Origin of the sequence: Mesobacillus maritimus, from assembly GCF_023715205.1 — a bacterium.
In the GTDB taxonomy this organism is placed as follows: domain Bacteria; phylum Bacillota; class Bacilli; order Bacillales; family Cytobacillaceae; genus Mesobacillus_B; species Mesobacillus_B maritimus_C.
Window position 1 is genome coordinate 170,111 of record NZ_JAMBNR010000001.1, and the last position, 19,471, is coordinate 189,581.

Annotated in this window: 18 protein-coding genes and 2 riboswitches; of the genes, 5 read left to right on the plus strand and 13 right to left on the minus strand. The window is 36.3% G+C overall.

Annotated elements, in window-relative coordinates; genetic code table 11:
• Positions 1-67: 67 nt before the first annotated feature.
• Complete coding sequence (gene htpG, locus M3182_RS00850; RefSeq protein ID WP_251429568.1) at positions 68-1,945, minus strand: molecular chaperone HtpG; 1,878 nt, start codon at positions 1,943-1,945, stop codon at positions 68-70.
• 180 nt (positions 1,946-2,125) lie between these two features.
• Complete coding sequence (gene ilvD, locus M3182_RS00855) at positions 2,126-3,796, minus strand: dihydroxy-acid dehydratase (protein WP_251429844.1); 1,671 nt, start codon at positions 3,794-3,796, stop codon at positions 2,126-2,128.
• Between the two features lie 275 nt (positions 3,797-4,071).
• Here ilvD and M3182_RS26320 point away from each other — a divergent pair, with 275 nt between their 5' ends.
• Positions 4,072-4,896, plus strand: a complete 825-nt coding sequence (locus tag M3182_RS26320) for an MBL fold metallo-hydrolase (RefSeq protein WP_251555799.1) — start codon at positions 4,072-4,074, stop codon at positions 4,894-4,896.
• Here the strand turns inward: M3182_RS26320 and M3182_RS00865 are convergent.
• The 3 genes from M3182_RS00865 to fabF form a co-directional block, all read right to left on the minus strand.
• Positions 4,893-5,570: an NUDIX hydrolase gene (locus tag M3182_RS00865; protein WP_251429562.1), complete on the minus strand. Its 678-nt coding sequence runs from the start codon at positions 5,568-5,570 to the stop codon at positions 4,893-4,895. The genes M3182_RS26320 and M3182_RS00865 overlap by 4 nt on opposite strands.
• Before the next feature lie 140 nt (positions 5,571-5,710).
• Positions 5,711-6,085 carry a replication termination protein gene (locus tag M3182_RS00870; RefSeq protein ID WP_251429559.1) on the minus strand — a complete coding sequence of 125 codons (375 nt, stop codon included), beginning with the start codon at positions 6,083-6,085 and terminating at the stop codon, positions 5,711-5,713.
• 349 nt (positions 6,086-6,434) lie between these two features.
• Positions 6,435-7,673 carry a beta-ketoacyl-ACP synthase II gene (fabF, locus tag M3182_RS00875; RefSeq protein WP_251429555.1) on the minus strand — a complete coding sequence of 413 codons (1,239 nt, stop codon included), beginning with the start codon at positions 7,671-7,673 and terminating at the stop codon, positions 6,435-6,437.
• A 146-nt stretch (positions 7,674-7,819) separates the two neighbouring features.
• Here fabF and M3182_RS00880 point away from each other — a divergent pair, with 146 nt between their 5' ends.
• Positions 7,820-8,071 carry a DUF2533 family protein gene (locus M3182_RS00880; protein ID WP_251429552.1) on the plus strand — a complete coding sequence of 84 codons (252 nt, stop codon included), beginning with the start codon at positions 7,820-7,822 and terminating at the stop codon, positions 8,069-8,071.
• Between the two features lie 44 nt (positions 8,072-8,115).
• Here the strand turns inward: M3182_RS00880 and M3182_RS00885 are convergent, their stop codons facing one another.
• From M3182_RS00885 to M3182_RS00910, 6 genes are all read right to left on the minus strand, one after another.
• Positions 8,116-9,114, minus strand: a complete 999-nt coding sequence (locus M3182_RS00885) for an LLM class flavin-dependent oxidoreductase (protein ID WP_251555800.1) — start codon at positions 9,112-9,114, stop codon at positions 8,116-8,118.
• A 16-nt stretch (positions 9,115-9,130) separates the two neighbouring features.
• The gene (locus M3182_RS00890) at positions 9,131-9,415 is read right to left on the minus strand and encodes a DUF3219 family protein (RefSeq protein WP_251429546.1); all 285 of its coding nucleotides are present in this window, start codon (positions 9,413-9,415) and stop codon (positions 9,131-9,133) included.
• Positions 9,416-9,555: 140 nt separating this feature from the next.
• The gene (trhO, locus tag M3182_RS00895) at positions 9,556-10,527 is read right to left on the minus strand and encodes an oxygen-dependent tRNA uridine(34) hydroxylase TrhO (protein WP_251429543.1); all 972 of its coding nucleotides are present in this window, start codon (positions 10,525-10,527) and stop codon (positions 9,556-9,558) included.
• Positions 10,528-10,796: 269 nt separating this feature from the next.
• Positions 10,797-11,618 (minus strand): undecaprenyl-diphosphate phosphatase, encoded by an 822-nt coding sequence (locus M3182_RS00900; protein WP_251429539.1) that lies wholly within the window; start codon positions 11,616-11,618, stop codon positions 10,797-10,799.
• Positions 11,619-12,218: 600 nt separating this feature from the next.
• Positions 12,219-12,425 (minus strand): copper chaperone CopZ, encoded by a 207-nt coding sequence (copZ, locus tag M3182_RS00905; protein ID WP_251555803.1) that lies wholly within the window; start codon positions 12,423-12,425, stop codon positions 12,219-12,221.
• A 381-nt stretch (positions 12,426-12,806) separates the two neighbouring features.
• Positions 12,807-13,430 carry a DUF421 domain-containing protein gene (locus tag M3182_RS00910; protein ID WP_251429533.1) on the minus strand — a complete coding sequence of 208 codons (624 nt, stop codon included), beginning with the start codon at positions 13,428-13,430 and terminating at the stop codon, positions 12,807-12,809.
• 257 nt (positions 13,431-13,687) lie between these two features.
• A riboswitch (cyclic di-AMP (ydaO/yuaA leader) is annotated at positions 13,688-13,827 on the plus strand.
• Between the two features lie 130 nt (positions 13,828-13,957).
• Here M3182_RS00910 and M3182_RS00915 point away from each other — a divergent pair.
• Positions 13,958-15,199 (plus strand): dicarboxylate/amino acid:cation symporter, encoded by a 1,242-nt coding sequence (locus M3182_RS00915; protein ID WP_251429530.1) that lies wholly within the window; start codon positions 13,958-13,960, stop codon positions 15,197-15,199.
• 64 nt (positions 15,200-15,263) lie between these two features.
• On the opposite strand, the gene M3182_RS00920 is transcribed toward M3182_RS00915, so the two are convergent.
• Positions 15,264-16,271, minus strand: coding sequence for an NADP-dependent oxidoreductase (locus M3182_RS00920; RefSeq protein WP_251555805.1), 1,008 nt, complete (start codon positions 16,269-16,271; stop codon positions 15,264-15,266).
• A gap of 159 nt (positions 16,272-16,430) precedes the next feature.
• Positions 16,431-16,516, plus strand: a riboswitch (cyclic di-GMP riboswitch).
• 129 nt (positions 16,517-16,645) lie between these two features.
• Here M3182_RS00920 and M3182_RS00925 point away from each other — a divergent pair.
• Positions 16,646-16,783 (plus strand): hypothetical protein, encoded by a 138-nt coding sequence (locus M3182_RS00925; protein WP_251429523.1) that lies wholly within the window; start codon positions 16,646-16,648, stop codon positions 16,781-16,783.
• A gap of 176 nt (positions 16,784-16,959) precedes the next feature.
• A complete protein-coding gene (locus M3182_RS00930; protein WP_251429520.1) occupies positions 16,960-17,553 on the plus strand; it encodes a DUF1256 domain-containing protein in 594 nt (197 codons plus the stop codon).
• An 85-nt stretch (positions 17,554-17,638) separates the two neighbouring features.
• Here M3182_RS00930 and pepF read toward each other — a convergent pair whose 3' ends face one another.
• A complete protein-coding gene (pepF, locus tag M3182_RS00935) occupies positions 17,639-19,426 on the minus strand; it encodes an oligoendopeptidase F (protein WP_251555810.1) in 1,788 nt (595 codons plus the stop codon).
• Between the last annotated feature and the right edge of the window lie 45 nt (positions 19,427-19,471).

Sequence of the window (19,471 nt, forward strand, 5' to 3'; positions counted from 1 at the left end):
TAGCCCCGTGTTCCACAAACTGAAATACGGGGCTAGTCCCTTAAATATAGTGACATATAATCGATTTTTATATCATTACTTTACAAATATCATTTGTAAACTCAACCGGGTCTTGAACAGGTAAACCTTCAATTAACAATGCTTGATTGTACAAAAGATTGGTATAAAGATTTAGTTTGTCTTTGTCACTATTAAATGCTTTTTTTAAAGATTGGAATACTTCATGGCTTGGATTGATTTCCAATACTTTATCCGCTTTGATATTTTGGCTATCAGGCATTGCATTTAAAATTTTTTCCATTTCGATAGAGATATCTCCTTCAGATGCTAAGCAAACTGGGTGGGATTTTAACCGTTTTGAAGCACGAACATCTTTAACTCTTCCTGCTAACACATCTTTCATCGCAGCGAAAAGCTCTTGATTTTCCTTTGAAGTTTCTTCATCCTTATCATTGGTTTCTTCCTCAATGCCCAAATCTCCGCTAGAGACCGATTTAAATTCTTTTTCTTGATAGTTCATCAACATTTTAATCGCAAATTCATCGATTTCTTCAGTAAAATACAAGATTTCATAACCCTTGTCGGCAACAAGCTCAACTTGAGGAAGCTTTTCAATTCGCTCGACAGATTCACCAGCAGCATAATAGATGAATTTTTGGTCTTCAGGCATCCTAGAAACATACTCGTCTAATGTTACTAATTTCTTTTCATTTGATGAATAGAACATTAACAAATCTTGGAGCGTTTCTTTGTTTGCTCCAAAATCATTGTAAACACCAAATTTCAACTGGCGACCAAAGGACTTAAAAAACTCTTCGTACTTCTCCCTACTGTTCTTTAATAAAATTTTTAATTCGCTCTTAATTTTCTTGTTAATGTTTTTCGCTATTAATTTTAATTGACGATCATGCTGAAGCATTTCACGTGAGATATTTAAAGACAAATCCTCTGAGTCTACCATTCCCTTTACAAAACTAAAATAATCTGGGAGTAGGTCCGCACACTTATTCATGATTAGGACCCCATTTGAATATAATTCCAAACCTTTTTCATATTCTTTGGAGTAATAGTCAAACGGAATATTTTCTGGGATAAATAAAATTGCGTTATACCGAATTGTTCCGTCTACACTAATGTGAATATGCTTCAGTGGTTTATCAAATCCATAATGTTTTTCTGTATAAAAATTGGCATAATCTTCATCCGTTAATTCACTTTTATTTTTCTTCCAAATTGGAACCATGCTATTGATGGTTTGTTCTTCTTTATATTCATCATATTCATTTTCACTGCCTTCTTTTAGGCTTCTTTGAGTGATATCCATTTTAATCGGATAACGAATAAAATCAGAGTATTTTTTAATTATTTCCTTCAGCCGGTATTCTTCAAGATATTCATCGTATTGCTCTTCTTCGGTATTCTCTTTGATTTTGAGAATGATATCAGTTCCGACGGAATCTTTTACAGCTGGTTCAATTGTATAACCTTCTGTACCTTCTGATTCCCATTTATAGGCTTGGTCACTACCTAATGCTTTACTGACTACCGTAACGACGTCAGAAACCATAAAAGCGGCATAAAAACCAACACCAAATTGACCGATGATATCATGACCATCTTTAATTTCGTTCTCTCTTTTAAACGCTAATGAGCCACTTTTTGCGATAATACCTAGGTTCGTTTCAAGTTCTTCTTTCGTCATTCCAATCCCAGTATCTGAGATTCTAAGCGTACGATTTTCGTTGTCCGCATCTATTTTTATGTAGTAACTATCTTTGTTAAATGTTAAGGAATCATCTGTTAGCGCGCGATAATAGATTTTATCGATTGCATCGCTAGCATTTGAGATAAGTTCACGCAAAAATACTTCCTTTTGGGAATAAATCGAGTTGATCATCATCTCTAATAATCGTTTCGACTCTGCTTGAAATTGTTTCTTTTCCATAGCACTCTCTCCTTTTATAATAGAAAATATCATAATAAATTTCAGGGGAATATATAGATTAGTTTAGCACTCTCAATCCATGAGTGCTAACAAATATTTTAATAACATATCTTAAGTAGGACTGTCAAGATATACGAAAAGAAGCAACAGAGAAAATACTCCATTGCTTCTTCTAGAACATTAAACTTTTAATACGCCTCCCTGGCTAGCATTTGTAACCAGTTTAGAATAACGTGCGAGATAACCTTTTTTCACTGTTGATTCAAAGCCTTTCCAATTTGCTTTCCTATTTTCAAATTCTTCATCCGAGATTTCTAGATTGATTGTACGGTTGTTTAAATCTAACTCAATGATATCTCCATCTTCAACAAAGGCAATTGGCCCACCTTCTGCTGCTTCAGGTGAGATATGACCAATACTGATACCACGTGATGCCCCAGAGAAACGACCATCAGTAATTAAACCAACCTTTGCACCTAGTCCCATTCCGACAATTTGTGATGTAGGTGCGAGCATTTCTGGCATTCCTGGACCACCTTTTGGTCCCTCGTACCGAATAACAACTACATGTCCTTCTTTAACCTTTTTATTCACAATTCCATTTAACGCTTCTTCTTGAGAATTAAAACAGATTGCTGGTCCTCTATGATATCCTCCTACAGCAGGATCAACTGCTCCGACTTTGATAATTGATCCTTCTGGAGCTAAGTTGCCAAATAGTACAGCTAACCCTCCGCGTTCAGAATGAGGATTATCGAGTGGACGAATAACGTTCTTGTCCAATATCTCTGCACCTGCAACATTCTCTTTCAAGGTTTTTCCAGAAACCGTCAATAAATCACCGTTAATTGCACCTGGCTTCTTCAATAACTCATTAATAATCGCACTAACACCACCGGCATTATGCACATCTTCAATATGATAGTCTGATGCTGGAGCAATCTTGGCTAGATGTGGCACACGGTTTGCAATTTCATTAATTCGTTCAATAGGATAGTCAATTTCAGCTTCATGCGCTAAAGCTAGGGTATGAAGGACAGTATTTGTTGAACCACCCATTGCCATATCTAAAGCGAATGCATTATCAATTGTATCAATGGTCACAATATCACGAGGCTTAATATCTTTTTTAATTAAATTCATTAATTGTTTGGCTGACTTCTTAACAAAATCTTTTCTTTCTTCTGCAACAGCTAATATCGTCCCGTTTCCAGGAAGAGCAAGACCAAGTCCTTCAGCTAAACAGTTCATGGAGTTTGCTGTGAACATTCCTGAGCATGAACCACATGTAGGACAGGCGAACTGTTCAAGTTCTTGTAGTCCCTGGTCATCAATTTTTCCGGCTTGGTAGGCACCTACCCCTTCAAATACGGAAGATAAAGAAAGTGGGTTTCCATCCTTATCTCTGCCCGCTTGCATAGGGCCACCACTTACAAAGATTGTTGGAATATTGACACGTAAAGCGGCCATCATCATTCCAGGGGTGATTTTATCACAGTTCGGAATACAAACCATCCCATCGAACCAATGGGCTGATACAACTGTTTCGATAGAGTCTGCAATAATCTCACGACTCGGCAATGAATAGCGCATTCCAATGTGTCCCATTGCGATTCCATCATCTACACCGATTGTATTAAACTCAAATGGGACTCCACCTGCTTCACGGATTGCCTCTTTTACTAATTTTCCAAATTCTTGGAGGTGAACATGACCCGGAACAATATCAATATAAGAATTACAAACCGCAATAAACGGTTTTCCGAAATCCTCTTCTTTAACGCCAGCAGCACGCAATAAGCTACGGTGTGGTGCACGGTCGTATCCTTTTGTAATCATATCACTTCTCATTTTACCCTCAGACATTGGTTGAAAGACCTCACTTTTCTTTTAATTCAATAATATCTTTCTATTATTATATGAAATAATAACACGTTTTTTAAAAAAATAAAATGTTCACACAAGTAAAAATAGACATCCAACCAAGATAAAACGCTTACATGTTGTTATTTTCATTTTACTTAATTTGTTTTCATCTCTTTATTTTTTATTAGAAAATTCGTAATATACAGTTAGCTGTGTTTTGTATCAAAGGACATTAACTTAAAATTAGGAAGGAAGATTTTGTGGAAAAACTAAAGGTACTTCGCATCCCAATACCGACTCCAACTCTATGGCCGCACACATCAACTAATTGTTATTTAATAGGAAATCACCATGAGAGTTTACTTGTAGATACAGGTTACAATCATATTGAAACTAGAAAAGTATTAGAACAATCGCTTCAAGAAAATAACATGCCGGAACCGAAGCACATTGTTTTAACACATGCACATCCTGATCATGCTCCGGGGGTCCTTCAAGTCGCTAACTGGTCTCCAATTATCTACTGCCATACTTACGAAAAACAAGCGATTGTAGAGGCTATTTCACCATATTCGGCTGTAAAAACTGTTAATGATGGAGATTGTTTTCAAGTTGCTAATCACGAAATAATTTTCCTTCACACTCCAGGCCATACAAAAGGACATCTGAATCTTTATATCCCAACTGAAAAAATTTTGCTTGCTGGAGATAACATCCTATCAGAAGGTACAACATGGATTGGAAAACCTGATGGCGATATGACGGATTATCTTCATTCATTAAAGCGACTACAAAGTATGGAAATCAAAACAATCGGACCAGGTCATGGTCAATGGGTTGAAAATCCACAAAAGCAAATTTCTTTTGTACTTGAACGACGATTGTTTCGGGAAAAACAAATACAAAAGTTATTATTTGAGTTTAAACAACTTACTGTTTCTGAACTGACCAAACATATCTATCAAGATCATATTCATCCAAGCGTTTTTGAAGTGGCCAAGCGAACAACAGAAGCGCATCTCTGTAAACTCATTAAAGATGGAGAAGTGCAAGTGCATGATGATTACTATATGATAAAATCTTAATTTAGCGGAAATGGAAAACTTTGTTTTTTCTGTTTTGGCATCATTAATTCTCCACCGTTTTCATAGCTAAGAATGGTTTCTAATGAATCAATTGTCGGTGGGACCAAAGGTAATTTCCCTTGTTTATATTGGTTTAAGGCGGTTTCAGGTCTCATCCATACGGCTTCGGCAATTTCTTTATCATCTGGTCTTGGGGTTTGATTTGTTGGAAGGGTTGCTATGAAAAATCGTGTATCAAATCGAATTGGACTTTGTTTTGGTGTAATACGGTGTCCAAAGTATGTTAAACTGTTAAAGTCAAAATAAAGCTTTTCTTGTTTTAAAATACTTGAAAATGAGATTTCTCCTGCTAACAGCTGACGACGGTATTCTTGCTCAATCCCTAGATCTAATCTTGCAGCATGGCCGTCGTCCTGTCTAGCTAATAAGATCCCTACTTCTTCAAACAACTCTCTCGCTGCAGCAATATAGTATCCAGCGTGAAAATCCTCGTTTTCCTTTCGATTTATTACAAAATAGTCATCGATTATGGCATCTTCTTGTTCAACAGCACCACCTGGAAAAACAAAATACCCTCCTAAAAACCTCATCGTTTTTGGTCGTTTCGTCAAATATACTCTTGTTTTCTCGTCAATCAATACAACAGTTGATGCTGGTTTAAGATTTGAATCCATATAAACCCACCTTTCTAGGTCGTTTCAGATTATTTATATTCTTATTCTTTTATTTTTAGGAAAACAAGCTAAGAAGAAATCCACCATAGAAAAGTGGTGGATTCGAATGAAGGATTCTGTATATTTGCTTATGATTTTATTTAAGAAAAATTGTCTTGGAGTGCTTTTCGTAATAATTGTTCCCCGCGATCAAGGTCTGCTTTCACTAACTTCTTATATGCTTTTGCTGTCTCCTTATCTTTTATTGAGTAAACAACAACTTCCTTATATTTCGCTCCTTCTTCGACTATTTTATGTCGGGTTAATATTCCATCCTCTAATAAATCATGCAATGCTCGATAAATCTCAGAATGCTGTGGTTCATATCCAAAGGGTTTAAAAGCAGTTTTCAATTCTTCTAACAATTGCATTCCATACCAACGCTCTTTTTCGATACTAGTCAGTATGTATAATTTTAAAAATGCGCGTTGTTTAATTAGAAAACCTGTACTCTCCCGTTTCCTATTCATCGACATTCACCTCAAACTTAAGTGATTGACATCCTTCAGCTTCTCTAACATGCTGTTATATTTATTTAAATATTCAATTATATTGTAACACAATGTGTTAGTAGCTACTACTATTTCCTTCTAATGCTGGTTTACCTTAAACGCTATCGTGCTTTATTTGATGAGTTTCATGATATTTATTGGGCGAAGGGTTCAGTTTTACAATGTGTATTTAGCACATAGTACAACTTACAGAGTATGAAAATTCATAACCTTTTTTGTTTGATTAATCAAACTTTAAAGAACACTAACATGTGAAGTTTCTTAGTTTTGTCAAATTAAAAAACCTAGAGAAGACTCTCTAGGTTTTCCGGCTTTATTCATATTTTTTAAAGATTAACGATACATTATGCCCACCAAAACCAAGGGAATTTGATAGTACATAATCAATTGTTTTCTGTTTAGCTTGATTCGCTACATAATCTAAATTCAATTCATCATCTGGAGTTTCATAATGGATTGTTGGCGGCAAAATGCCTTCCTTAATCGCTAATACAGAAAAGATTGCTTCGACAGCTCCTGCTGCTCCTAATAAATGGCCAGTCATCGATTTCGTTGAACTCATGCTCAATGTGTATGCATGTTCACCAAAAACTTCTTTAACAGCTTGTGTTTCATATAAGTCATTATATGGCGTACTTGTCCCGTGAGCATTAATATAATTTATTTCTTGAGGAGAGAGATCGGCGTCTTCTAGAGCTAAACGCATGGCTCTTTGTGCGCCTTCCCCTTTAGGTGCTGGTGCAGTAATATGATGGGCATCTCCTGTTGCTCCATAGCCAACCAATTCTCCATAAATTCTAGCTTTCCGTGCTATTGCGTGATCTAACTCTTCTAATATAATGATTCCCGCACCTTCAGCGATAACAAAGCCATCTCGATTTTTATCAAATGGACGACTTGCTGTTTCTGGATTAGGATTGGTTGACAGTGCTGTCATATTATTGAACCCTGCAATCGTCATTTCTGTAATTGCTGCTTCAGTACCACCTGCAACCATAACATCGACTTCCCCATTTTGAATGACACGGAAAGCATCTCCAATAGAATTTGCACCTGAAGCACAGGCAGTAACCGAACAATTATTGATTGCCTTCGCTCCCAATTCGATTGAAACACGTCCCGCAGCCATATCAGGAATAAGCATTGGGATTGTGAATGGATTTACACGCCGTGCTCCTTTATCTAAAAACCGCTTATGCTGTACTTCAAATTCATCTAAGCCACCGATGCCTGAACCAATCCACACACCTACTCTTTCTGGAAGGACGTGTGTACCAATGGTGATCCCCGCATCATTAATGGCCATTTTACTTGCAGCTACGGCAAATTGCGTGAACCGCCCCATCCGTCTTGCTTCTTTACCATCCATGTAGTTTTCAGGGACGAAATCCTTCACCTCTCCTGCAACCTTTATGCTATTATTCTCAGTATTGAACTTAGTGATCGGTGCGATTCCTGATTCACCGTTCTTAATTCTGTCCCATGTAACATTAGCATTATTCCCTAAAGGAGTTACTGCTCCGATTCCTGTAATGACCACTCGTTTCTTCATATAAACTCTCCTTATTTTAATACTAGCTACTAATATCTGATATAAGAGTATTGTAACATATTTTTAAAATTTTGGTTTAAGATTTATTACTTGTACATTCATGTGATATAGTAGATAACAAGATTTGAATTATAGGAGAGAGAATAATGAGTGTACATAAAGATTTAATTAAACATGCTGCTAATCAGAATCAACAATATCAAGAATTTATGAGGTTAGATCAACTCCGTGAGAAATATATTGAACAAGCAGTTGAATTATGTAGGTTAGGGCAGCCATTTTCTACGGATAAAATAAATGCGGTAACCAATAAGATGAACTCCCTGACTGTAAGAATGCTTCCAAAGAGGAAAAATGTCAGCGTTGAAATGGTTCAGGAATATGTGAAATCGATATAAAGAAAGACTCCATTCTAAATTTAATAAGAGTGGAGTCTTTTTTCTTATTTCGAATATTCATCCATAATAAGACGATAAGATTGAATTTTATCGTCTATTGAATGACTGATGGTCACAATCATTAATTCGTCTGCTCGATAGAACGCTTGAAGTTCCTTCAGTTTTGATTTGACTTCTTTTGGATTTCCGATAATCATCTTTTGCTTTTGCATTTCTAGTTGTTGTTTTTCTCCCTCTGTAATTGGGTAAGTTTTGGCTTCATTAATTGAAGGTACTCCTTTTTTGCCATTTCCCTTTTCAAGTTGTCGTGACCAAACTAGAGAACTTAATGCGATCTCCTCTGCTCTTTCTGTTGTTTCCGCACAAATTACCGAAACTGTTAATATTATTTTGGGACCACTTCCATGTTCTCGAGGTTTGAATGCATTGCGGTACTGGTCAATGATTCCCTTTCCATCTTCACTGCTCATAAATTGACCAAAAGCATAACTTAAGCCTTCATTAGCGGCGAGTATAGCGCTTTTCTTTCCTGTTCCTAATAACCATACTTCAGGAGGTGTATCCGGTACAGGTGTTGCAGATAAAGTGGCATGTGGATTAGCCGGTATGTAGTCATCGTTGATAAAATGAAGTAAATCAGTAACTAAGCTAGGTAGATTCCAAACTTGTTGAAGGTAGTTTTCTGAAAGTGCCGTGGTAGCTTCAGCTGAACCTCCAGGAGCCCTCCCAATCCCAACATCGATTCTGTTAGGAAATAAAGTAGCTAACATGTTATATAATTCAGCAACTTTATATGGTTTATAGTGAGGCAGTAAAACGGCTCCTGAACCAATGCGAATTTTATTTGTCTGTGCACCAATATAACTTAACATCACCTCTGGTGCAGGACAGGCTAAGCCAGGCAAATCATGATGCTCTGCTATCCAATACCTCGTATATCCTAACTCTTCACCAGCTCGAGCAAGTTTAACGGAAGCTTCCAATGCTTGTTTTGCGGTATATCCTGATGAAATTGGGGCTTGATCCAATATACTTAACTTCATGTTCCAGCCTTCTTTCTCATCTGACAATTTCAGTTAATGTGAGTTGATAATCGCCGACCTGTCCTTTTAAATATAAATTTGTGATTGAAGTGGAGTAATTTGTAATTCTACCCCTGAAACTTAATTTCCGCTCAGGTACTATGACATCAAATGTTTCACGATAAAGCAACATCGCTGTATCGTGATACTCCTCACTTGTCACCTTAAAGCCTACAGATATTTTATGTAAATCGTTTACTTTTTCTTCATGGTATTGATAGACACTAATTAGGTGACCATCTAGCTTAATTTCGGTTACCACGTCAATGCCCTCCTTTTTTGCAATATTTTGCTATTTTCCTCTTTCAAAGGATTCCCTTTTCCGTCACGCTAAAAAAACAGAGTAAAAAGCAAGTACCTTTTTACTCTGTTCATATTGTTGAGATTTAACTCTATAAAGCATTATCCTGTAACAACATTTTCTCTCTCTGCGATTTTCTTTAAACGCAATTCTACTTCTTCTTCCGTTAAACCATGTTCTTTTACATACAGGTTTCGTGGATGTGTTCTACATTCATGAGTACAACCGCGCATATAAAAATGCTCATTTTCTTCGGAAACAAGTATTTGTTTATTGCATTCAGGGTTAGCACAGTTCACATAGCGCTCACAAGGTTCACCTGTAAAATAATCCTTCCCAACAACAACATGCTCGACTTTGTTTACAGGAACACTAATTCGACCATCGAACACATAACATTGTCCATCCCATAATTGACCTTGCGCTTCTGAGTCTTTTCCGTATGTGACAATTCCGCCGTGAAGCTGAGAAACGTCTTCAAACCCTTCTTTTTTTAACCAGCCAGAAAACTTTTCACAGCGAATTCCACCGGTACAATAGGTTAAAATTTGCTTTCCTTCAAGCATCTCTTTGTTTTCACGAATCCAATCAGGGAGTTCACGGAATGCTTTAATGTCAGGCTTGACCGCTCCCCGGAAATGTCCTAAATCGTATTCGTAATCGTTACGTGCGTCAATCACAATCGTATTGTCATCTTGCATTTTTTCAAAGAACTCTTTTGGCTCTAAATAATTCCCTGTAAGCTCTAATGGATTGATATCATCCTCTAGTCTAAGTGTGACAAGCTCTGGACGATGACGAACGTGCATTTTTTTAAACGCATGACCATCCGCTTCATCAATTTTAAAGACCATGTCCGCAAAACGCGGGTCATTTTTCATCGTTTCCATATATTTTTCGGTTTGCGCAACCGTACCAGACACTGTTCCGTTAATTCCTTCTGAAGCTACTAAAATACGTCCTTTTAATCCTAAGTCTTTACAAAATTGTAAATGCTCTGCTGTAAACTCCTCTGGGTTCTCAATCAGAACATATTGATAATACAGTAAAACTCGATATGAAGTATTTTCCATTTTGTTTAACCACCTAATCTAAATATGAATGAAAAAAAGACCTTGAACAGAATAAGCCCAAGAATCCTGTGATTATCACTATTATCGTATTATAAACCTTTTTTTAAACTTACGTAAAGTAATATGTTTTTCATAGAATGCTATGTATTTCCAATTTAGGTGAAAATGCTACAATTCATCTCAGAAGTCAAACACTTACTTGCTGACCACATAGCAAGTATAAAAAAAGCCAGCTCACATCTATCATGCGAACTAGCTTTCCCTCGTTCTTATGCAAATATAAGTACGGCTGTACCAACAATAAAACAATAGATACTAAAATAAATTAAGTTTCCCCTAGCCATAATTCCCATAAACCATTTTAATGAGAAATACGAAGCAATAAACGAAACAATGAATGCCCCTAAATAAGGAATGAATAATTGGCTAAGATTCGGGTCATTTAGTAAGTCTGAAATACTTAAGATTGTTCCACCCAAACTAACTGGAATATATAATAAAAACGAGAACCGCAGAGCAGTTTCTGGTTTCATTCCTAATCCCATCGAGGCAACAATCGTTGCTCCAGAGCGACTGATTCCCGGGATTAAAGCCACCGCCTGAGCTAAACCAACGATTATGGAGTCTTTTAACGTAATGTCTCCATCTTGTTTTCTACCGCGCAAGTTCCGAATGAGAAATAACGCTACCCCTGTAACGAGAAGAGTAATACCAATAATTTGAATTCCATTTCCTTTCATTACTTCAGAGATCTTATCATCGTACAAGACACCAATTACACCAGCAGGAATAGTTGCAATCACTAAAAAGAGGATGAACCAAAAGTCAGCTTTTGCCTCAGGTTTACGTGAGATTGTATAAGCAATTCCATTTTTAGCCAGGCGACTAATATCTTCTTTATAAATAAGTAAAACAGCAAATAACGAGGCGGCGTTTACAAGTAGCTCAAAAGTGAGACTTTTCGTTTCAATCCCCATAAAATATTGCGCCAGAACCAAATGGCCGCTTGAGGAAATCGGAATGGGTTCTGTAAACCCCTGTAATAAACCTAAAAATAAATACTTTAGAAGTGTTAATAGCTCAAACTCCATATAGTTTCTCCTTATACAAACTGTAGATTTCTAAACACACCTTATTTATATTAGCATACTTATCCAATTCGGAGTTATCTTTTTTAAGGCTCTTTTCTCAATCTTTGTTGCTCTTCAACAAAAGATATGTTGAATATGCTAGGGTATTCAAAAATAGATTCATATTAATGAGAAGAGAGCTTGCTAACTAATTTTAAATATACAAGATGGCTAATATATGGTTCATGTCGGCTTTAAGATTTAAACAACAAACCATACTAAATAGCTTTTTATTGAGTTTCTATTTTATCTTTGCAATTTTCATAAGCACTCTCTTTAATCTGATTATGATGGCACATAATTTTTTCTCTTATCCTTTATTCCGTGGGGTATCGTTTCAATTACCCACCAAATACCTCTGACAGCACTGCGGCAGGGAACAACAAGAAGGACCATAATCGAAATTAGGTCCTAAATAGTTATTATTATAATTTCTTTATAGTTAGCTACTATCATTAAGTAATATCAATTTTGTTTAATCCGTGACAATATCGTACTATAGTCTGCTCGGAAAAAACATGCTAATTAATCATTAGCACGTTCCTCCATTTTATTCAAAGATTAAGCTACATCATATCCTTGATCATCGATTGTTTCTTTAATCTTTTCAAGAGTAACAAGGTCACTGTTAAAATCCACATCCACTGTACCTTCATCTAAATTAACAGTTACAAGATGTACACCTACAAGTGCACCTACGCTACCTTCGACTGCTTTCACACAATGACCACAAGACATACCCGCAACATTTAAGGTTACTTTTCCCATTAAAGATACCCCTCTCGTTTATTATTAAATAATTTTTGTATCGTAACAAGAACTCATCCACAATTTCCAACCTGAAATCATTTGATAACACACCTTTTCATATGACCTTTTAAGAAGATTTGTCCGACTCAGTTTATAGCCGCCTGAGTGGTAGAAATTTGGGTTAGGCAACATCACAATAAGGATCTTTTTAGAATCCACTATTCCCAGTCCACCAACACCTTGTTATTCATATTACTATACCCCACTATAGTATGTAAATCATTCTGATTATGATTCATAAAACGTTCACATCTTCTACTGTATGAGCTTAGCTGACATAGCCCTATCAGTTCGTTTCAAATCGAGAAAAGAGCATTTTAAAAAGCTACTGATTGGAGATTACTGCAAATGTTTTGGTGGCACATCTTCATTGTGAGCATTGCGAGCAACTTCAGTAAACAAGTTTTGACTATGATTCAAGTCACTCTGTTGTGCTTGATTTTGCGGGATTAATAGCAATTGCTTAATTTGTTGAAGGTCTTGTTGTAGTTCTTGAAACTGTTTTATTGTCACAGGTTGCGCTTCCTGTTTTAATGTATATCCAACTTGACCATTCGGTTCGATCGTCGCATATTCAACGTCACTAATCCGCGACACATTTTGTTGTCTTAGGTTCATTTCAAGTTGATCAACCGTAAAGCGTAGTTTGCGCAAATTCTTTTCATTAATATTTCCATTTTCAATAAGGATTTTTGACTTGCCAGTAATAATTTTTTCGATAGTATCCGATTTTACCTGTCCTATTTCCATCAAAAATAATGTGATTACTAAGACAAGTCCGACCCCAAGTGTCACCCAAATGTTTTCTCCGGCCACAGGCTGAATTAATAAGGAACCAATCCCAATCATAATAACGGTTTGTGCCAATGTCATTTGGGAAATTGATTTCCTTCCTGCAAACCTTAAAAGAGCAGTACCACCTAGTACAATTATAATAGCTTTCCAGACCCAATCAAAATCCATCCGTATACCTCTTTTCTTAAAAAGACTTTATTTAATCAGTTCATGAACCATTTACATTTAAATCGTTAGTATTTTTCCCACTAGAGGTTGTAATATGAAAATTTAGTTAAAAAGTTTTCATAATTGCTGTAATTGTTTTTTCAAGAGGAATTTACATATTAAACTGACCGTTCATAATAAAATACAATTGACAAAGTACTTTTTCCATAATAAATTAATATAAGGATATAGTATTTATCTTTGTCTTGTACCATTATTCATATATTTCGCTTAATCTTTCGAGCGGGGGAACCATTGTGCTTATTTTTAAGCACCGGGGTGAATCCTTTAACAAAAGGTAGGGTACTCTCAATACCCGAATCCGACAGCTAACCTCGTAAGCGTATTGAGAGGAAAACACTGCATAACTGCACAGTGGTTTTAACCTCTGTGTATTTTTATGCATTTTTTTTCGATTTATCAACTGTATTTTAGTATAAAAATACACCTTTATTAATTTTTAATCTATTTAAATTGGAGGTAGATTTATGAAATTAGCCAAAAAAATTATTATTGCATTAATTCTCGGAGGTTTAACGGGCTTAGCAATTAATATACTTTTCCCCGACATTTTCCCTTCAATAGACCAATATGTTTTTACACCAATTGGTAAGATATTTTTAAGTATGATTAATATGCTCGTTGTTCCAATTGTGTTTTTTTCAATTACACTCGGTACTGCCGGTTTAGGTGATCCCAAAAAACTTGGGCGGATTGGAATTAAAACAATCTCCTTCTTCTTAATTACTACAGCTCTTGCTATTACTATTGCCCTAGCTTTAGCAATTGTTTTTGAACCAGGAAAAGTCGGAGATTTTAATTTAACAAGTATTAATTACGAATCGAAAGAGGCACCGCCTATTTCTGACACCCTGTTAAATATTATCCCAACAAACCCGGTAAAAGCTTTTACTGAAGGAAATATGTTACAGATTATTACGTTTTCAATATTTGTCGGTTTTGGTCTAGCTATGCTAGGTTCTAAAACTAAAGGGCTACTAAAAATTATTGAACAAGGTAATGACTTAATGATGTACCTTGTGAACCTTGTGATGAAATTTGCTCCCTACGGGACCTTTGGTTTAATTGCTTCTGCTGTTGGAAGTCAAGGTTTTGGCGCTATAAAAGCGATGGGACTATATATGTCGATTGTTCTTTTAGCACTTTTAGTTCATACCATTTTTGTTTATGGATCTGCAGTAGCCTTATTAGCAAAGAAAAATCCATGGTGGTTTTTTAAGGGGTTCGCACCTGCAATGAGTGTGGCATTTAGTACTTCAAGTAGTAGTGCCACATTACCTTTATCAATGGCTACAGCGCAAAAGAATTTAAAAATACCAAAATCCATTAGCAGCTTTGTTCAACCATTGGGTGCAACCATTAATATGGACGGGACCGCTATTATGCAAGGTGTAGCCACTATTTTTATTGCGCAAGTATTTAGTGTTGAATTGACTTTTACTCAGTTAATAACAGTTGTTTTAACTGCAGTCCTTGCAAGTGTTGGGACAGCTGGTGTACCTGGTGTTGGGCTAATCATGCTAGCCATGGTATTAAATTCCGTTAATTTACCAGTTGAGGGAATCGCGCTAATTATAGGAATCGACCGCTTGTTAGACATGACTCGAACAGCTGTTAATAGTACTGGAGATGCTGCGTGCGCACTAATTGTTGCAGAATCAGAGGCTAAGAATGAAAAAGCAGAAAAAGATTTAAAAACGGCAGGTTAACATAACAAAAGGATGAAATCATAATGATTTCATCCTTTTGTTAATTATCTATGAAACTATATGCCTATTCATCTGTAACTTTAACTAGCTGTTTGCCTATATTTTCACCTCGGAATAAGCCTAAAAAAGCGTTTACGGTGTTATCAAACCCTTCGACGATATTCTCTCGATAGGTTATTTTTCCTTCCTTTACCCATTTTGATAAGTACATTAATCCTTCCTTGTTGTGTTCAGCAAAATCACTAACAATAAATCCTTTCATTAAAGAGCTAGTTTTTAATAGTTTGTCCATAACCCTTGGCCCCATCTCAGGTTTGTCCAAATTATATTGCGATATCTGCCCACAAATAATGGTTCTCGATTGAAAGTTAATTATTTTCAAGACTTCATCAGAAACCGTTCCACCAACATTGTCAAAATATATATCTACCCCATTTGGACATGCATTCTTTAATGAAGCAAGTAAATCTGGTGTCGCCTTATAATTGATTCCCTCATCGAAGCCTAGTTCTTCTGTAATAAACCGGCACTTTTCCTCAGAACCTGCGATACCAACAACCCTACAACCTTTTAGTTTAGCGATTTGACCAACAATCGTTCCCACGGCTCCAGAAGCACCCGAGATGACAACGGTTTCTCCTGCCTTCGGTTGTCCAATATGTAGCAATCCAAAATATGCTGTTAACCCCGGCATGCCAAGCACATGTAAAGCCGTTGATACTGGCGCAATTTCTGGGTTTAACTTTCGAATATTCTTTCCATTGGAAACATTATATACTGACCAATTCAAACGGCCTTCTATATAATCTCCAGTCTCAAACTTTGGATGATTGGATGCCACAATTTTTCCAACAATCCCACCAATGAATGGCTCTCCTACTTTATATGGCTCAGCATAGCTCTTTGCATCTGACATTCTTCCCCTCATATAAGGGTCGACTGATAGATACATCGTCTGGATTAAAACCTCATCTTCTTTAATACTAGGAATTTTTTCTTCAACCATATTAAAATGACTTTCATCAGGCATTCCTACTGGACGATTGGCCAATAAAATTGTTTTGTTTTTCATTTAATAAACCTCCCTATTCACCCTTATTAGTCTTCTCTATCTTACTTATTCAACATTAAAGCAACGTTTCCTTAAAAAATTTGAAAAAACTAATCTTTTTTATTGGAAATAGTCAAAAAGAATGATAAAATAGTAACAACTATATAGGTAAATTTAAAAAATTGATAAAGGCAAATCCATTGAAAAGTGGAGACGCAAAGCTATAGGGGCTAAAGTATAAGATACCACGCCAGCCAGCTACCGATTATGAGCAAAAAATGACTAATCGGACCCGAATAGTCATTTTTTATTAGCTCCAACGCCTAGCAAGATAATTGAATATAATTGGTACATGCGGTGAATCCTTATACTTCCCTGAAAATGAGGAGGTAGCCATGAGTAATTTAGAAATTCTAAGCCTAATTGAAAAGCTCGGCCAATTATTTACGGACTACAGAAACTGTAAAGATCCTAAAACAAAGGAAGAAATTTACCGAGATATTCAATTAATCGGCAAAGCTATTGATGTTTAATTTTACTAATATTTTATAAACAACTGAGGAAAGGAGATTTGTCTCCTTTCCTTTTTCATTTAATTACTTCTAATATATTAATTCGCAGGTTTTTGGCTAGGGATTATAGAATAAATAGAATAGACATCCTCCCTAGCTCAACCGAGGAATACATATTCCCTGAAAGAAGGAATTAAATGATGTTCCAGCAAACCATTGACAGGAATCCAGAGTTACTTAGCAAGATTTCATATAAGAAACCTTATGCTCCAATGTTAATCCGGAACCACTTGTTTACAATAATCCCTAAAGAAACGAAATATATTTATGTAATGGCTATTGGCTCTAATAGTATTATCGGAGATAGCATAGGTCCCTTTGTTGGTACCCTTCTTACCGGCCAATACCCCAAACATCTGACTGTAATAGGAACATTAGCGTCTCCTCTTGATGCTACAACTCTCGAAACAAGGATTGAAGAGGTCCACTTTCCTAACAATAGCTTTGTAATAGCTGTTGATAGTGCTATTGGTCCTCCATCTTATGTTCAATCGATTGTAATTACAAAACAGCCACTTCAACCTGGAAAAGCATTACATCATGAGCTCCCAACAGTTGGTCACTGTGGTATTTTGGCAGTAATGCTAGAGAATCAAAAAAACATTGCCTCAAAGCTGATATATTCCGACCTAAATGTAGCTTATTCGATGGCAAGAACGATTGCACTTGGTATTTCGTTGGCAGTAAGACAATTCTACCAATACCCCGCCGAACAGCCTATATTAGGTTAAAAGAACCAACAAAAAGCGGTTAAGGCGTTCAAGAACTGGTAATTCACAGTTCTTGAACGCCTGTTGAAAAACACTCGGACTTACATTAGAGTTTTGAAAATTCTTCAATTAACTCTGTAAATTTTTTAAGAGCATTTTCAATAGGTTCAGGGGTTGTTAAATCCACTCCTGTCTTTTTTAATAATTCGAGTGGATAATCGGAACTGCCACTTTTCAAAAATTCTAGATATGCGGTAAGTGTTTTTTGATCCCCATCGAGTATTTTCGTTGCAAGGTGAATAGCAGAAGCATAGCCCGTTGCATATTTATAGACATAAAACGGACGGTAGAAATGTGGGATTCGAGACCATCCGTATTTCACTTCCTCATCAAAAACAATTTCGTCACCATTATATTCCCTAAACAGGTTTTCATAAATTTGATTAAAGACTTCTACATTAAGCGGTTGTCCTTGTTCTGCTAATTCATGCGTCTTCAGTTCAAATTCAGCAAACATCACCTGTGTAAAAAACGTACCTTTGAATTGGTCAATCCAATGATTAAGCAGGTGTTGACGAACCGCTTCATCTTTTTCATTTTTTAATAAATAATTGATTAGCAATACCTCGTTTACAGTTGATGCCACTTCTGCCACGAAAATACTGTAATGAGCAGTGATTTGGGGCTGGTGTTTCGAACTCAACCAACTGTGTACCCCATGTCCACATTCGTGAACGAGAGTAAAAAGACTGTCTAAGTCATCTTGATGATTTAGTAGAATATACGGATGGACCCCATAAACTCCAAGATTATAGGCACCTGAGCGCTTTCCAGGTGTTTCACGAACATCCATGTAACGTTTATTCTTAAATGTCTTTAATATCTCAATGTATTCCGGCCCTAGGGGCGCTAGCGCTTTACACATCGTCTCGAATGCTTCCTCATATGGTATTTCTTGTTTCACTCCGCTTACTAGTGGGACGCTTAAATCGTATTGATGAAGCTCCTCTAACCCAAGCTTTTCTTTACGAATTTTTGAATAGCGGTGCATTGGTGAAATTTTTTCTTTTGTTGTCGCAATCAGGTTTTCATAAACTTGTTTAGGAACTTTATCTCCAAACAGGCCTTTCTCTAGTGCTGATGAATATTCTCGAAGTCTTGCGGTAGTAACATTATTTTTAATCGCCGCTGAAAGCGTGGAGGCTATCGTATTCTTTAGTTGCAAATAAGGCTGATAATAAGCCTTATAGGCTTCGAGTCTCTTTTCACGGTTTTCGTCCTCAATTAATTTAGAGTACATTCCTCGTGTTAATTCTACCTTTTTTCCATCCTCATTTGTAACTTCCCCAAATTTTATATCTGCATTATTAATCATGCCAAACGTACTACTTGGGGCAGATAGCGCTTCACCTAATTGGGACAAGACGGCCTCCTGCTCTTTCGTTAATACATGTGGTTTATAGCGGAACGCATCAAATAAATCTTCTTCAAAGTATTTTAATTTTTCTTCAGCGACTATGTATCCCTTTAATGTCTTTTCATCTAAACTTAGTAAATAGGGCATAAAAAATGAAGTAGCCGCACTTACTTGAACACTCAATTGTTTCGCACGATCTAAATATGCTTGTGAGCTTGTTTCTTTTGTATTTTCATCCACTTTCAACATTGCATATGCATACACTTTGCCGAAGACCAAAGACAATTCCTCTCTAAGTTTCAAATACTGATACAAACTCTTCCCATCAGTAATATTGCCGTCAAATTGTTTGAGTTTTTCCGCCATTTGTGCAACCTGCTGATATTCTTGCTCCCAAAAAGAAACATCCGAATAAATATCGGTTAAATTCCACTTTTCTTGTTCAGGTACTTCGTCTCTACTTTTGTAAGATAACACGCAACCACTCCTTTAGTTATACTATTCTAGAGTATATTCTAATGA